Origin of the sequence: Streptomyces xylophagus (assembly GCF_000716435.1) — a bacterium.
GTDB classification, from domain to species: Bacteria; Actinomycetota; Actinomycetes; order Streptomycetales; family Streptomycetaceae; genus Streptomyces; species Streptomyces xylophagus.
In genome coordinates this window covers 86,090-100,954 of record NZ_JNWO01000004.1, presented here as the reverse complement: position 1 = coordinate 100,954, position 14,865 = coordinate 86,090, and the positions used below count along the sequence as shown (strand labels likewise).

Genomic DNA, 14,865 nt, shown 5'->3' with positions numbered 1-14,865 from the left:
CGGTCGGAACGGTCCACGGTCCCGTAGGAACAGCGGGATTTTTACAGCCTAATGCAAATTTACCGTCGGATGTAAAATTGCAGCTGCCCGGCTATGCTGAGCGCCATGGACAGGGCTACGGCGGGTGACGGCCTGCGCGCACGCGGCAAGGCCAGACGACGGGCCGCGATCACTCACGCGGCCTTCGAGCTCTTCGCCACGCAGGGCTACGACGCCACGACGATCGCGGAGATCGCCGCGGCGGCCGAGGTGTCCCCCCGCACGGTGACGCTGTACTTCCGCTCCAAGCAGGACATCGCCTTCTCGGTCTTCGACGCCGCGGCGCTGAGCCTGACCGAGGTACTGCGTGGCCGCGCCCCCGGGGAGAGCGCCCTGCACGCCCTGGAGGGCTGGCTGCGCGAGGAGATGGCCTGCCAGGACGAGACCGACGAGCTCGAAATGCGCATGTTCGAGGCCAACCCGGAACTGCGGGCGGTACGCAGCGCGCGGATGGCGGCGGTCATCGAGGAGGGCGCCCGCATCTTCGCCGAGGAGACCGGTCAGGCCCCGGAGGGGATCGGCCCCCGCCTCGTGGCCGTCGCCGCCGCCGCGGTGGCCACCGAGGTCTTCGAGCACCCCGAGGGAACCGACCGCGACCAGGCCATCACCGCGGCCATGGCCTTCCTCGCCGGGGGCATCGAGGCGATGACGGCGGTCGTGCGGGACTGATCCGTCCCCGGTCGTAGACCCGTCTCTATCTCCGGATACAGACCGGCACCCCCGAGATCAGGTTCTGGGCCGATGTTCCGTGACGGGCCTTCTTCGAGAATTCAACCGTGTTCCGAAGAAGTTCCCCCGTCACCCCAGGAGTCTGTGATGAGCACCAGGACAGGACCCCAGCGCTACCCCTCCGCCAGTCGGGCGAACTGGTACCAGGACGACTTCGGCGGTGACCCGATGCAGGTCGACGTGGTCGTGCTGCACACCACCGAGGGGCCCACCCTGCCGGGATACGGCGGCGGTTCCTCCGCGCCGAACCTGACCGCCGTGCCCGACCTCGCCGCCAGGAAGCTGAAGTGGTACCAGCACTTCGACATAGAGACGTCCTCCAGAGCGCTGGTCAATCTGCGGGGCGGTGTCGAGACGAACACCCTGAACGTGTGTCAGGTCGAGCTGGTCGGTACCTGTGACCCGAAGACGCATGCGAAGTGGCAGGCGTCGGGGCAGGCGCACGTGTACTGGCCGGACGCGCCCGACTGGGCGTTGCAGGGGGTGGCCCGGTTCCTGGCCTGGATGCACGAGGAGCACGGGGTGCCGCTGGCGGGTCCGAAGGCGTGGCCCGCGTACCCGTCGTCGTACGCGAAGGCCGGCGGTCAGCGGATGACCGGGGCGCAGTGGACCGACTTCAAGGGGGTCTGCGGGCACATGCACGTGCCCGAGAACGTCCATGGCGACCCCGGCGCGATCGACTTCGCCCGGCTCGTCAAGGAGGCGAAGGCCGACCTGGACCTGGGCGACGACACCCCGGCGCCGACCACCCCCGCCAAGCCGAAGGTGCCCGCGTTCCCTGGGCGCAAGTACTTCGTGGCCGGGGCGTCGAACGCGTATGTCCTGCAGCTCGGCAAGCAGTTGGTGAAGCGTGGCTTCGGCGACCACTACAAGGTCGGCCCGAGCCGGACCTGGGGAGAGGCGGACCGGCTGAACGTGCGGGACTTCCAGATGTCGCGGAAGGAGTTGCGCGGAGACGCCGACGGCACGCCCGGGCCGTTGACCTGGCGGCTGCTGTTCTCCTGAGACCGGAATCAGGCGACGGGTGCGCCGCCGGGGCGGATCAGGCCGCTCTCGTACGCCAGGATCGTCGCCTGCACCCGGTCGCGCAGACCCAGTTTGGTGAGCAGGGCGTTGACGTGGGTCTTCACGGTTCCGGTGGTGACACCCAGGGCGTCCGCGATCTCCGCGTTGGCCAGGCCCGAGGCGATGTGGAGAAGTACTTCCCGTTCGCGCGGGGTGAGTTGGGCGAGCGCACCGGTGACGGCGGGCGGCGGGGGCGCGCCCTGGGCGAAGGTGTCGATCAGGCGGCGGGTGACGGCCGGGGCGAGGATGCCCTCGCCGGAGGCGACCACGCGCAGGGCGGTGAGGAGTTCCTCGGGCTGGGCGTCCTTGAGCAGAAAGCCCGAGGCGCCGGCCCGCAACGCCTCGTACACATAGGCGTCGAGGTCGAAGGTGCTGAGGACCAGGACGCGGGGCGCGGTCTCGAGCGCGGTGATGAAACGCGTCGCGGTGAGACCGTCCATGCCCGGCATCCGGATGTCCATCAGGACCAGGTCGGGTGCCTCGCGCGTGGCGAGTTCCACGGCACTGGCGCCGTCCCCGGCCTCGCCGACCACGGTCATGTCGGGTTCGGCGTCGACGATGGCGGCGAATCCGGCGCGGACCACCGCCTGGTCGTCGACGACCATCACGCGGGTGGCGATGGGGACACCTCCGGGATCTCCGAGAACTCCTTTGCCGGGGGCGGTACTTGACCGGGTCCGGCCGGCAACGGCAGCAACACCCTTACCGTACCGGCCTGTTCGAAGGTGATGCGGGCCCGGGCGAGCAGCCCGGGAAGCGCCCAGTTTCGTGCGGTCTCCGTGTCCATGTCGGGCACGAGCGTAGAGCGGGCGCGTAGCCGACGTCACGGGTCGGCGTCTATACCCTTGGGTAGAGGCTCCGTTCGTCCGCTGCGGCGACGCGTCGCAGGCCGGCCGGCGGAATGCTGAAGGCCATGGACATCACTTCGCTCACCGTCGTACTCAGTGTGATCGTGGTCGTCGCGGCCTCGGTCCTCATCGTCTCCAACGAACCGCCGCTGTGGGTCTACCTGTTGAGCGGCGCGGGCGCGCTGCTCCTGAGCAGGGCCCTCCTCGACGGACCCGACTTCACCTCCGTCATCGGCGACGACCTCCTCGGCACGTGGGCCGTACGGCTCGCCCTGACCTCCACACTCACAGCGGTGCTGAGCTTCTTCGTCGGCCGGGAGAGGCGCGTGGGCACCGACGACGAACAGACCGCCGACGGGCCCACGGCCGTGCGGAGTTCCTAGCGTGTGGGGGCCGTGCCGTCGTAGACGTGGTCGGGGGTGGCGATCTGGGTGACCGCGCGGGCGAGCAGCGTGGACGGCTCCTGGCCCCCGGTCGTGATGTCGGTGTTGAGCAGCACGACCAGGGTCGCCTTGTGGGCGGGGAGGTAGACGGTCACGGACTCGTAGCCCGGGATGGAACCGTTGTGCCCGATCCAGCCGCCGGTCTCGAAGATGCCGAGGCCGTAGCTGAGGCCGGGGAATCCGGTCGGCAGCGTCTTCAGGCGCTGCTTCTGGGTCTCCGGGCTGAGCAGCGTCCCGGTGGCGACCGTCTTCGCCCAGCTGCGCAGGTCGTCCATGGTCGAGATCATCGCGCCGGCCGACCAGGCCCAACTCGGGTTCCAGTCCGTGGAGTCGGCGACCTCGCCGCTCAGCGTCTGGTTGGTGTATCCGCGGGCGTGCGGCTCGGGGAACTCGCGGACGTTGGGGCCGTCGGGGAACAGCGTGTGGTCGAGGTGGGCCGGGCGGAGCACCCGCCGGTCGATGACGTCGGCGATGTGGTGGCCGGTGACCTTCTCGATCACCAGGCCGAGCAGGACCAGGTTGCTGTTGTTGTAGACGAACACCTTGTCCGGTGCGGAGGTGTTGCGGTGCTTGAAGCCGTACGCGAGCAGCTCGTCCGGGGTGAACGAGCGGGTGGGGTCGCTCAGCAGGTCGTGCGCGAAGTCGGGGTCGGAGCTGTACGGGAACAGGCCGCTGCGCATCTCGGCCAGGTGGCGCAGGGTGATGTGCCGGCCGTTCGGCACCCCGTGGACGTAGCGGGCGATCGGGTCGTCGAGGCGGATCCGCCCGTCGTCGACGAGTTTGAGCAGCGCGGTGACTGTGAAGGTCTTGGTCTCGCTGCCGATCCTCGAGAAGAAGTCGGTGCTCATCGGCTGCCCCGTGACCTTGTCGGCGACGCCGGTCGCGCGGACGTAGCAGCCCTTGCCCGGCATCCACAGTCCGACGGCGACGCCGGGGATGCCCGCCTCCTCGCGGACATCCGCGACGGCCTTGTCCAGCCGGGCGGTGACGCCGCGGCCGAGGCCGTCCGCCGGGCACGCGTCGTGGTCGTGGTCGTGCCGGCCGGCGTTCGCGAGGTGGGCCGCGGGGGCGGCCGTGGCGGCGGTCGCCGTCATCGGGGCCAGTGCGGAGGCGGCCAGCAGCACAGCTGCGAGCAGGCGTTTGGAGGGAGTACGTCGCATGTCGGGGCCGCTTCTTCCGGTTCGGGGGTGAGGCTGCCACGCCACCATCCGGAGCCCGGTGGGAGTTCCTCCTGCGGTACACGTCCGTGCGAGTCCACTCGATCGGCCCGACGACAGACAGAGGAGGGCCAGAGGACGGACCCATGAAAACCCGGGCCGGTTCGTCATGCTCATGCTGTTAGGCTCGCTTGCCTTACACGCATGGGGGAGCGGTCGGGGGCCGGGGGAAACTGCCAGGGCGTTGCCGTACGTCCGCCATGCCTTCTTCTCGGCTTCTGGAGGAATCGTGGCTCGACCCGCCCGGCATCCGCACAGACAGAGACCGTCCCGCACGGCGGGCCCGACGCGTGTCGCGGCCGTGCTGGCGGCCGCGCTGACCCTCGGTCTCCCCCTGGCCGCCCTGCCGTCCCCGGCCTTCGCCACCACGGCCGGAGAGGTCGTGGTGAACGCCGCGCCCCGCGCCGTTCCGCGGGCCACGCAGATCCTCGACGCGGGGAGCAGCGGCTTCCTCTGGGCCCAGGAGGGCGACGACCGCCTCCTGTGGACGGACTACGCCTCGGGCATCACGACCGCGCTGGAGCAGCGGCTGGACGCCCCGCTCGCCTACGACATCGACACCGGCTACTTCACCCACGCCGCCTCCTTCAAGACCGGCTATTACGGGGACGGTTCGGACACCGTCGCCCTCTACTCGCAGACGGACAGCCGGGTCACCCTCCTCAAGGGCGCGGGCAGCACGGGCACCACCGGCGTGGTGCCGGTACCCGAGGGCGCCACCTACCAGGGCACCTTCGGCGACACGGTCCTCACCAGCACCGACGCCGCCGACGGGAACCCGGGCGCCTACGAGTTGTGGCGCGTCCAGGACGGGGGCGAGGCCACCGGGACGCCCGTCACCGGACTGCCGGACGGTGCCGGCAACATCCAGGTCGAGGACGGCGACGCGCGGTCCGTCATCCTCCGCTACGACATCGCCGGCGGGGACGGCTACAGCCACTGGGGCATCGTCGACCTCACCACCGGCGCCCTCAGCGCGCTGCCCGACCGGGTCGACGCGAACAACGGCTGGGAGGTGAGCGGCTTCCGGCTGGGCGCCGACTCGATCGTGCGGCTGCGCACCGGACGCAGCAAGGCCGAGGTGTACGACCGCGCCGACCTGTCGGCCGCACCGCGCTCGTTCGACACCGGCTCCCTCAGCTACCAGGCCACTTACGGGGTCGTCGGCGACAAGCTGCTCGGCGTGGAACCGGTGGCGCCCGGCGACAACCTGTACCGAGGCCAGCCCCTGTGGGCCCTCGGCTCCGACGGCACGGACACGTCCATGACCAAGGTCATGGACCCGGCCGCCCACCAGCTCGTCCAGGCGCCGGACGGCTCCGTCCTCGTGGCGGGCGCCGCGGCCTACGTCGAGCGGGGCGACCTCGACTGGGGCGTCTACCGGATCGCGCCGGGCGCCGACGGCTCGGTCACCCGCAGCCGGATGACCGCCGTAGCGCCCATGCCCGCGACGGTGAGCGGACTCGCGCTCGGCAGCGGCGTCCTGACCACGGCCGGCAACAGCACGCTGTACGAGCCGGCCACGGTCGAGGGCGCGTACCGCAGCACATGGCTCACCACCGGCGGCACTCCCGGCGTGGCCAGGTCCAGTGTGGACGCCCTGGTCAACGGCCGTGACGGAGACGTGCTGTTGGCCGACGGCACCGGTCGCCACGGCCGCGTGAACTCCACCGAGTCCGGCCTGACCATGCTGTACGCCAACGGCGCCACCGGCTGGGGCCCCACCCTCGACACCGGCGACGACACCCCGCAGCTGAAGGACCTCTCCGGGCGGTACGCGATTGTCGACGGGGCGTCCTCCGGTCAGCAGTACATCGCCGAGTTCCCCGTGGACGGGACGGCACCGAAGGTCCTCCAGAAGCGCGGCCGGGTCGCCGCCGCCGTATGGGGCGACACCCTGTGGAGCGGGGCGGCCACCGGCGGCACCATCTCCGCCACCCGCCTCCCGTCCGGCACCGCCGTGGAGTCCTTCACCACCCGCAACGGCTGCACCCCGGCCGACCTCCAGGCCGTGGGCCACTGGGTGTACTGGACCTGCGTGGACTACGGCGGCCTGCCGCAGGGCGCGGGCGTCTACGACCGTACGACCAAGAAGACGGCGACCGCTCCCCAGAGCGGGGTCCTGCTCGGCGACGGCTACTTCGTCCAGCACCTCTCCGGCACCGGGTCGACCAGCGGGCTCACGCTCTTCGACCTGCACGGCGGACTGCCGTCGAGCGGCACCTCCACCGATCTGCCGCACCACAAGATCGCCGACTGGACCGACATCGGTCAGTACCAGGGCAAGGTCGGCACCGACTGGACCGTGGACCGCTTCGGCGGCGGCATCGCGTACGCCGACACCGCCCAGCGCGTCCATGTCGTACCGGCCGGCTTCCCGGCGTCCGCACTCACCGCGATCGACTCCACGGCGACCACCAACTCAGCCGGTTTCTCCGGCACTTGGTGGCTGTCGAAGCCCGCCGCCACCTGGCAGGTGACGGTCCGCAACACGGCCGGGACCACCGTGCGAACCCTGTCCGGCGCGGACGCCCGCGGGCTGCTGACGGCCACCTGGGACGGCAAGGACACCGCCGGCCGGCTCGTCGCCAACGGCACCTACACCTGGACGCTCACCGCCAGGCCCGCCGACGGCCAGGGCGCCGCCCTCACCCGCTCCGGCAGCCTCACGGTGACGGCGGGCACTGCGGCACCGCGCGACTACGCGGGCAACGACGGCGTCGGCGACCTCCTCACCCTCGGCTCCACCGGCACCCTCACCGTCCAACGCGGCACCGCCAAGGGCACGTTGGGCACCAAGGTGTCCGGCACCGGCTGGCCGACGAGCGCCAAGGCCGTGCCGTACGGCGATCTCGACGGCGACCGCTGCAACGACATCCTGGTGAAGCTGAGCAGCGGCGCGCTGCGCGCCTACCACCCCGCCTGCGGCAAGGCACCGACGCCGACGACGCCGTACACCTCGCTCGGCACCTCCGGCTGGAACCAGTACGACATCCTCACCTCGCCGGGTGACGTGACCAAGGACGGCCGCCCGGACCTGCTCGCCCGCAATGCCGCGACCGGCGCCGTCTACCTCTACAAGGGCGCCGGCGGCGGGAAGTTGGCGGCCCGCGTGAAGCTGTACGCCGACTGGAGGACGTACAAGAAGGTCGTCGGCGCCGGCGACCTGAACGGTGACGGCATCGGGGATCTGCTGGCACAGGACAAGGCGAACAACCTGTACCGCTACTACGGCACCGGCCACGGCACGTTCGGGGCGCGGGTCAAGGTGTTCAGCGCGTGGGGCGGCTCGTACAACGCGGTCGTCGGGGTCGGCGACATCACCGGGGACGGGAAGACCGACCTGGTGTCCCGTGACACCAGCGGGAACGTGTGGCGCAACAACGGTGACGGCAAGGGGTCTTTCGGCGGGCGCACGAAGATCGCGTCGGGCTGGCAGGGGTACAAGTCGGTCACCTGAGCCACCTTGCTCCCACTCGCTTTGTGGCGAGAGGCCCGGGTCATCGACCCGGGCCTCTCGCGCTCTCCGTCGGCTCAGTGCGCACGGATCGCGTCCGCCGGCGGTGTCCGCAGGGCCTGCCGGGTGGGGAGTTCGATGGTGAGGAAGGCCGTGAACGTGACCGTGAGGGCGAGGGCGGGCAGGAGCCAGACCGGGCCCGCCGGCCAGGGCCTGCCGAGGAAACCCTGGCCCAGGAGGGCGAGGGGGATCGCGGAGAGCAGGAGGGCCGTGGTGAGCGCGGTGGCCGCCGTCATCGCGGCCTCGCGGCGCATCATCGCGCGGATCTGCCGGGGGGTGGTGCCGTTGAGGCGGAGGGCGCCCAGTTCGACCCGGCGCTGCGCGGTGGCCGCGACCAGCTTGTTGGCGATGCTCAGGAGGAGGTAGACGAGCAGCACGACGATGGTCGCGAGGTTGATCCACACCTCGGGCGGAGCGTCCTTCAGGCCGCCGGTGGAGGGGGAGTTGGCGGGCGCGAGGGTCAGGCCGGGGCGGGAGGCCGCGAGCGTCGTGAGGTTCTGCTCCGCCTTCGCCGTGCCGTCCGTACGGATCAGGAGGGACTGGTCGAGTGCCGTCGTGGTGTGTCCTGCGGCCAGGTCGTGGGACAGCACCACCGTGCCGAAACCGAGGCCCCGGCCGTACACCGCGACCACCTTGGCGTCGACGTGCGTGCCGTCGCCGAGGACCAGGCTCACCGTGCGGCCCACCGTCGCGGAGCGCGTGCGGGCGACATCGCTGCTGACGGCGACGGTCGCGCCGGTGAGGCGGTCCAGCCCGCCGTCCCGTACGTCGAGGTCGAGGACGCCCGCCGCGTCCGGGGTGAGGATCGACGCGGAGTCCGACTCGGTCGCCGGATCGCCGAACTCCTGGAACTGCCACACCACGGTGGTCGTGCCGACGGGGGCGGCGGACCGTACGCCCTTCGTGTTCCGTACGGCGGCGAGTGTGTCGGCGGGCAGTCCGCCCAACCCGGGTGCGCTCAGGCGCAGTTGGGCCAGTGTGCCGGTGCTGGTGTCCTGGGCGGTGGCGGCCAGCACGGTCGTCTGGGTGAAGGTGTACGTCAGCACGAACACGACCGCCATGGCGAGGGTGGAGACGATCCCCGCGTTGCGCAGGGCGTAGGCGCGGAGGTTGGCCATCGCCAGCCAGGTCGGCGCCGAGCTGCCGGACCGCGTCGCCCGGGCCGCCGCACCGCCGATGCCCCGCACCAGCGCCGGTCCCGCCAGGGCCAGCCCGATCGCCCCGATGATGCCGGCGAGCGAGGTGGCCGTAGCGCCGATGACCGTGCGGGAGAAGAGCGGCAGGGCCGACATGACGGTCGCTACGACGATGACGGCCACGCCGATACGGGTCCGGGCCCGCGACGGATTGCGCGGTTCACTGCGCGACTCGGCGACCGCCTCGGTGGCCGGCATCCGCGAGGTGCGCCAGGCCGAGCAGCGGGCCGACACCTGCACGGCGAGGAGCATGAGGACGATCGCCGCGAGGGCGGGCAACGGGCTGAAGGTGAGCGGGAGTTCGGCCGGGATGACTCCCTTGTCCGCAAGCAGCCCGCGGAACTGCCCGGCCAGCAGATAGCCGAGGCCCACGCCGGGTGCCACGGCCACGGCCGCGACGAGCGTGGACTGCGCGGCCGCCAGCCGGCGGATCTGCTTCGGGGTCGCGCCGACGGCCCGCATCAGCGCCAGGTCGCGACGCTGCCCGCCGATCGCCACGGCCAGCGCGCTCGCCATCACGAACCCGGTGATCAGCAGGACGATCCCGGACAGCGAACCGGCCAGCAGCACCAGCAGCGACCGTGACGCCCCGGCACCGGGTGCGGCCGTGTCGCCCCGCTCGGCACCGGTGACGGTCAGCAGCCCGGTGCCCTTCAGCTTCGTACGGACCTCGGCGGCAACCCGCTGCTCGGCACCGGGCGCGGTGCGCAGGCCGACGAGATCGACGCGGGTCGAGTGACCCGCCAGTCCTACGGCCGTCCTGTCCGCGAAGTAGACGCCGTCGCCCGGCGCGTCGACCACGGCCGAGACGCGATAGCCGCTGGCAGGGCGGGAGTTGACGACGACCTGCACCTCGTCGCCCGCCTTGATACCCGCAGCCGCGGCGGTGGCGCTGTCCACGGCGACCTCGCCGGAACCGGTCGGCGCGCTGCCGGTGACGTGCGCGTCCGCCAGCAGCTTCGTCGAGGACCAGCCGTGCCCGGACACCTGGGGATCTTTGACCGGCACGACCTGCCCGTGGGCGTCGACGAGGGCGGCCGGGAAGCCGATGTCACCGACGGCCGCAGTGACGCCGGGCAACTTGCCCAGTTCACCGACCAGTTGGGCCGGGACCCTACGACGTTCCGGGAGCGCGAGCGGCAGGTCGCCGGTCGGGTGGAACTCCTGGTCGGCCGCGACGACGACGGACGCGCCGGCGAGGCGGCCGGCGGGGAGGTGGGAGCGGAGGCCGGACTCGGCCAGGACGCCGGTGGCGGTGATCAGCGCCGCACCGCCGAGGACCGCGCAGGCCACGGCGATCAGCGCGGTGACGCGGTGCCCGACCATCTGTATCGCGAGACGGAACATGACTCAGACCTCTCCCAACGCGACCATGCGGCTTGCCAGTTCGGGGGCAGTCGGCGCCTTGAGAGCCTTGACGACCCGGCCGTCCGCCATCACCAGCACGTGGTGCGCGCGGGCGGCGGCGGCCGGGTCGTGGGTGACCATCACGACGGTCTGGCGCAGGTCGTTCACGAGGTCGCGCAGCAGGTCGAGGACCTCGTGGGCGCTGCGCAGGTCGAGCGCGCCGGTCGGTTCGTCGGCGAACACGACGGCGGGGCGGGCCACCAACGCCCGTACGACGGCGGCCCGTTGCTGCTGGCCGCCGGACAGCTCGGCCGGGCGGTGGGCCAGCCGGTCGGCCAGCCCCACCCGCTGCACCAGCGTGCGCAGCCAGTCGCGGTCCGGGATGCGTCCCGCCAGCCGCAGCGGCAGCGTGATGTTGTCCTCGACGGAGAGGGAGGGGATGAGGTTGTACGCCTGGAACACGAACCCGACGCGCTCCCGGCGCAGTTCGGTACGGCGAGTCTCGTTCAGCCCGGCGATCTCGTGACCGTCGATGCGGACGCTGCCCGAGGTCGGGGAGTCGAGCCCTGCGGCACAGTGCATCAGCGTGCTCTTGCCGGAGCCCGAGGGCCCCATCACGGCGAGGAACGTGCCGCGTTCCACGGTCAACGACACGTCGTCCAGGGCGCGTACGCCTCCGGGGTAGGCCTTGCTGACGCCCTCCAGGGCGATGGCGGCAGTAGTGGTGACGGCGGCTGCGGTGTTCATCGACGGCCTCGCACATTGCGTACAACGAGGGTGCCGGCGCACAGGACGGTGACCGCGCCGCACACCAGGTGCACCCAGGTGTCGGCGCCGCCGAAGGAGACCGCCATGTTGGTGAGGGCGCTGGCCACGACGATGGTCCAGAGGAGTGTGCGGGCGATCTCGCCGCGGGTGAGGCGGTCGGGTTCGGTGGGTGTCGTCGTGCTGGGCATGGGGGCTTCTCCCGTGGTCCGGTGGGGTCTGGTGCCGTTCCTGCTGTCGTCATCGACGCTATGGATCGGCACCCCTCGCGGCCGATCCCGCAGTCCGCCGGGTTCGGGGTACAGCAGGCTGTACTTCCCTGCTGCTCGGATGACGGCGAACTGGCAGACGACATAGGGTCGTTCGGGTCACGGGAAAGAGGCGCAATGGCAATCCAGCAGGATGTGGCGACCGTTGACCGACCGGAGCGCTTCAAGGACATCGCCCTGCGTACCCTGAGCGCCGCCGGCCAGGCGATCGCCCAGCTCGCCTCGGGGCTCAACACGGCTGTGCTCGCAGGGCTGTTGCTGCTGTGGCTAGCCGTCACCGCCGTGACGAGCGTCGTCGGGGTCGGGCTGCTCATGGCGCCCGCGCTGCTGCGCGCCCTGCACGCCCTGGCCGGCCGGGAGCGCGACCGGCTCGCCCGCCGGGGTCCCGCGATCGCCGCCCCGGAGCCCCCGCCCACCCGGCTGCGGCCCGCCCTCGTCGATCCCACCACCCGGCGCGAGCTGCGCTGGCTGGTCCGGCACGCCACCCTGGGGCTGCTGCTCGGGCTGCTCGGCATCCTGCTGCCGATCACCGCCGTGCGGGACACGGCGTTCCCGCTGTACTGGACGTTCATGCCCGCGAACACGACCGCCACGTCCCTGGGCATCGGCCACGCGCACACCTGGCCGGACGCCCTCGCCGTGGCGCTGCTCGGCGTGAGCTGGATCGCCATCATCCTGGGGCTGGGGCCCGGTATGGCACGGCTCCAGGCAAGCCCCGGGCGACGACTCCTGTCGGCCGGGCCCGACGCCGATCTCTCCCTGCGCGTCGCGGAGTTGACCGCCACCCGCGCCGCCGCGCTCGACGCCCACGCCACCGAACTACGCCGTATCGAGCGCTCGTTGCACGACGGCGCGCAGAACCGCCTCGTCTCCGTCGCCGTGTTGATCGGCGCGTCCCGCCGCATGGTGGCCCGCGACCCGGCGGGCGCCGACGAGTTGCTCGAACGCGCCCAGTCCGCCGCCGAACAGGCGCTGGCCGAGCTGCGTACGGTCGCGCGCGGCATCCTGCCGCCGGTGCTGGCCGACCGGGGGCTCGCGGGCGCGCTCTCCGGTCTCGCCGCGGACTGCGCGGTGCCCTGCCGGGTCGACGTGGACGTACCCGAACGCTGCGCCGCCTCCGTGGAGGCCACCGCCTACTTCGTCGTCGCCGAGGCCCTGACCAACATCGCCAAGCACAGCGGCGCCGGACACGCCACCGTCACGGCACGCGGCAGCGGCGGCCGGCTGGTGCTGCGCGTCGAGGACGACGGGCGGGGCGGGGCCGACGCGGACGGCGGCTCTGGGCTCACCGGCATCCGCCGCCGTATCGCCGCGCATGACGGCGGCCTCACCCTGACCAGCCCACCGGGCGGACCGACCGTCCTCACCGTGGATCTCCCCTGTGGCCGGTGAGATGGGGATCGTGACGAGCAAAGGGAGCCTGCGATGCGGAACTCGAGCTGTGGAGTGCGAGCTGTGGAGCGTGACTGACATGCGGATCGTGATCGCCGAGGACGACCCGTTGCTGCGCGAGGGGCTCGCCCTGCTGCTGCGCGCCGAGGGGCTCGACGTGGTGGCCACCGCGGGCACCGCCGACGAGGCGCTGGACGCCATCGACGCGCACAAGCCGGATGTCGCCATCCTCGACGTACGGATGCCACCGACCCACACCGACGAGGGGATCGTCGCCGCGGTCGAGGCCCGGCGCCGACGCCCCGACCTGGCGGTGCTCGTGCTGTCCGCGTACGTCGAGCAGAGCTTCGCCACCGAACTGCTCGGCGGCGGGGTGAGCGGTCTCGGCTATCTGCTGAAGGAACGGGTGGGCCGGGTCGAGGAGTTCCTCGACGCGCTACGGCGGGTGGCGGCGGGCGGCACCGCCATCGACCCGGAGGTCGTCGCCCAACTCTTCACCCGCTCACGCCAGGACACCCGCCTGGAACGGCTCAGCCCCCGCGAACGGGACGTACTCGCCCTGATGGCCGAGGGGTTGGGCAACTCCGCCATCGCCGAGAAACTCGTCGTCACCGACGGCGCCGTCCACAAACACATCCGCAGCATCTTCGCCAAGCTCGACCTGTCCCCGACGGACCAGGTGGACCGAAGGGTCGCGGCGGTCCTGCGCTATCTGGAGGATCTACGACGGCTCGCCTGAGGCGGTGACGGGTACAGCAGGCTGTACGGCGGACCGGCCCGCGCGCTGGATCGATCACCGTGCGCCGTCTTCCTAAGTTGGTGAGCACACCGAGAGTCCGGTGTGCCGAACCACCAACTCCCAAGGGGACAGCCCATGATGACGATCCGTCACCTCACCGCCGTAGCCGCACTGGCCGCACTGGGACTGGGCCTGGCAACGCCCGCCGCGAGCGCCAAGGAGTCACACAAGAGCACGCTCCAGGCGAGCGTGGACGCCATCGAGAGGACGGGAACCGTAGCCGTCGTAGCCCAGTCGACGGGTCCGGACGGGCGGCGGTACGCCACCACCGGGCTTGCCGACACGGCGACGGGGCGGGCGGCGCGCGTCACCGACCGGTTCCGGATCGCCAGCAGCACGAAGGCCTTCGTCGCCACGGTGATGCTGCAACTGGTCGGTGAGGGACGGGTGTCGCTGGACGACAGCGTCGAACACTGGCTGCCCGGCGTGGTGTCCGGCAACGGCAACGACGGAAACGCCATCACCGTACGGCAGTTGCTGAACCACACCAGCGGGCTGTTCAACTACACCGCCGACTTCCCCGCGATCGCCACGGTGGCCGGTTTCGAGGCCGACCGGTACACCACGTGGAGCCCGCGGCAGCTCGTGGGGATCGCGATGCGGCACGCGCCGGACTTCGCGCCCGGTACGCAGTGGGAGTACTCCAACACCAACTACATCCTCGCCGGAATGATCATCCAGAAGGCGACCGGCCACACCTGGCAGCAGGAGGTGACCCGGCGCGTGATCCGCCCGCTGGGCCTGCGCGACACCTCCGCCCCCGACACCTCGTCCCGCATCCCCGGCCAACACCTGCACGGCTACTCGGACTTCGGCGGCAGCGGCCCGACCATCGACGTCACCGACTTCAATCCGACGGCCGCCGGTTCGGCAGGCGCGATGATCAGCACGACCGGTGACCTGACCCGCTTCTTCTCGGCGCTCCTGGGCGGCAGGCTGCTGCACCCGGCCCAGCTCGCCGAGATGAAGACGACCGTACGGGCCGCGTCCCTGGACCCGGTCTGGCCCGGCGCGCGCTACGGCCTCGGTCTGATGGAGATCCCTCTGACCTGCGGCGGCGTCTACTACAGCCACGCCGGCGACCTGATGGGCTACACCACCCGGGACGGCGTCAGCGCGGACGGCCGCCGGACCGTGGTCCTGGAGGCGACGGGCGACGGAGCGTCGTCCGACCTGTCCACGGAGGTGGCCCAGAACGCCCTGATCGACACGGAACTCTGCGCCACAGCAAGGAAGTAG

General features: G+C 71.6%; 13 protein-coding genes. 7 read left to right on the top strand and 6 right to left on the bottom strand.

The window, feature by feature from the left end; translation table 11 throughout:
* Positions 1–105 precede the first annotated feature (105 nt).
* Entirely contained in the window at positions 106–708 is a 603-nt protein-coding gene (locus OO70_RS09885) for a TetR/AcrR family transcriptional regulator (RefSeq protein ID WP_234336809.1), read from the top strand.
* 147 nt (positions 709–855) lie between these two features.
* Positions 856–1,773: a peptidoglycan-binding protein gene (locus OO70_RS09880; protein WP_043667091.1), complete on the top strand. Its 918-nt coding sequence runs from the start codon at positions 856–858 to the stop codon at positions 1,771–1,773.
* Between the two features lie 8 nt (positions 1,774–1,781).
* Here the strand turns inward: OO70_RS09880 and OO70_RS09875 are convergent, their stop codons facing one another.
* Together OO70_RS09875 and OO70_RS55310 are read right to left on the bottom strand one after the other, a co-directional pair.
* Positions 1,782–2,453 carry a response regulator gene (locus OO70_RS09875; RefSeq protein WP_043667729.1) on the bottom strand — a complete coding sequence of 224 codons (672 nt, stop codon included), beginning with the start codon at positions 2,451–2,453 and terminating at the stop codon, positions 1,782–1,784.
* Complete coding sequence (locus tag OO70_RS55310) at positions 2,438–2,620, bottom strand: hypothetical protein (protein ID WP_199827297.1); 183 nt, start codon at positions 2,618–2,620, stop codon at positions 2,438–2,440. Before OO70_RS55310 ends, OO70_RS09875 begins: the two co-directional genes overlap by 16 nt.
* Before the next feature lie 126 nt (positions 2,621–2,746).
* Here OO70_RS55310 and OO70_RS09870 point away from each other — a divergent pair, with 126 nt between their 5' ends.
* Entirely contained in the window at positions 2,747–3,064 is a 318-nt protein-coding gene (locus tag OO70_RS09870) for a hypothetical protein (RefSeq protein ID WP_106971647.1), read from the top strand.
* Here OO70_RS09870 and OO70_RS09865 read toward each other — a convergent pair.
* On the bottom strand, positions 3,061–4,284 hold the full coding sequence (locus tag OO70_RS09865) for a serine hydrolase domain-containing protein (RefSeq protein WP_043667090.1): 1,224 nt from the start codon (positions 4,282–4,284) through the stop codon (positions 3,061–3,063). The genes OO70_RS09870 and OO70_RS09865 overlap by 4 nt on opposite strands.
* A gap of 286 nt (positions 4,285–4,570) precedes the next feature.
* On the opposite strand from OO70_RS09865, the gene OO70_RS09860 reads away from it, so the two are divergent.
* Positions 4,571–7,801, top strand: a complete 3,231-nt coding sequence (locus OO70_RS09860; RefSeq protein ID WP_234336808.1) for an FG-GAP-like repeat-containing protein — start codon at positions 4,571–4,573, stop codon at positions 7,799–7,801.
* Positions 7,802–7,875: 74 nt separating this feature from the next.
* Here OO70_RS09860 and OO70_RS09855 read toward each other — a convergent pair whose 3' ends face one another.
* The 3 genes from OO70_RS09855 to OO70_RS09845 are packed head-to-tail and all read right to left on the bottom strand — an operon-like array spanning position 7,876 to position 11,357.
* The gene (locus OO70_RS09855) at positions 7,876–10,401 is read right to left on the bottom strand and encodes an ABC transporter permease (RefSeq protein WP_043667088.1); all 2,526 of its coding nucleotides are present in this window, start codon (positions 10,399–10,401) and stop codon (positions 7,876–7,878) included.
* A 3-nt stretch (positions 10,402–10,404) separates the two neighbouring features.
* Positions 10,405–11,148, bottom strand: coding sequence for an ABC transporter ATP-binding protein (locus tag OO70_RS09850; protein WP_043667087.1), 744 nt, complete (start codon positions 11,146–11,148; stop codon positions 10,405–10,407).
* Entirely contained in the window at positions 11,145–11,357 is a 213-nt protein-coding gene (locus OO70_RS09845) for a hypothetical protein (RefSeq protein WP_043667086.1), read from the bottom strand. The genes OO70_RS09850 and OO70_RS09845 overlap by 4 nt, the downstream gene beginning before the upstream one ends.
* Before the next feature lie 195 nt (positions 11,358–11,552).
* Between OO70_RS09845 and OO70_RS09840 the strand changes: the two genes are divergently transcribed.
* The 3 genes from OO70_RS09840 (at position 11,553) to OO70_RS09830 (ending at position 14,865) form a co-directional block, all read left to right on the top strand.
* Entirely contained in the window at positions 11,553–12,827 is a 1,275-nt protein-coding gene (locus OO70_RS09840; protein ID WP_043667085.1) for a sensor histidine kinase, read from the top strand.
* A 79-nt stretch (positions 12,828–12,906) separates the two neighbouring features.
* On the top strand, positions 12,907–13,566 hold the full coding sequence (locus tag OO70_RS09835; protein ID WP_043667084.1) for a response regulator transcription factor: 660 nt from the start codon (positions 12,907–12,909) through the stop codon (positions 13,564–13,566).
* Between the two features lie 135 nt (positions 13,567–13,701).
* Positions 13,702–14,865 (top strand): serine hydrolase domain-containing protein, encoded by a 1,164-nt coding sequence (locus OO70_RS09830; protein WP_078651327.1) that lies wholly within the window; start codon positions 13,702–13,704, stop codon positions 14,863–14,865.

What these genes read in the sequence shown, in the direction of transcription:
- OO70_RS09865 (WP_043667090.1), bottom strand. Translation starts at nt 4,284, where the DNA reads ATGCGACGTACTCCCTCCAAACGCCTGCTCGCAGCTGTGCTGCTGGCC.
- OO70_RS09845 (WP_043667086.1), bottom strand. Translation starts at nt 11,357, where the DNA reads ATGCCCAGCACGACGACACCCACCGAACCCGACCGCCTCACCCGCGGC.
- OO70_RS09835 (WP_043667084.1), top strand. Translation starts at nt 12,907, where the DNA reads ATGCGGATCGTGATCGCCGAGGACGACCCGTTGCTGCGCGAGGGGCTC.
- OO70_RS09880 (WP_043667091.1), top strand. Translation starts at nt 856, where the DNA reads ATGAGCACCAGGACAGGACCCCAGCGCTACCCCTCCGCCAGTCGGGCG.
- OO70_RS09870 (WP_106971647.1), top strand. Translation starts at nt 2,747, where the DNA reads ATGGACATCACTTCGCTCACCGTCGTACTCAGTGTGATCGTGGTCGTC.
- OO70_RS09855 (WP_043667088.1), bottom strand. Translation starts at nt 10,401, where the DNA reads ATGTTCCGTCTCGCGATACAGATGGTCGGGCACCGCGTCACCGCGCTG.
- OO70_RS55310 (WP_199827297.1), bottom strand. Translation starts at nt 2,620, where the DNA reads ATGGACACGGAGACCGCACGAAACTGGGCGCTTCCCGGGCTGCTCGCC.
- OO70_RS09840 (WP_043667085.1), top strand. Translation starts at nt 11,553, where the DNA reads ATGGCAATCCAGCAGGATGTGGCGACCGTTGACCGACCGGAGCGCTTC.
- OO70_RS09830 (WP_078651327.1), top strand. Translation starts at nt 13,702, where the DNA reads ATGATGACGATCCGTCACCTCACCGCCGTAGCCGCACTGGCCGCACTG.
- OO70_RS09850 (WP_043667087.1), bottom strand. Translation starts at nt 11,148, where the DNA reads ATGAACACCGCAGCCGCCGTCACCACTACTGCCGCCATCGCCCTGGAG.
- OO70_RS09885 (WP_234336809.1), top strand. Translation starts at nt 106, where the DNA reads ATGGACAGGGCTACGGCGGGTGACGGCCTGCGCGCACGCGGCAAGGCC.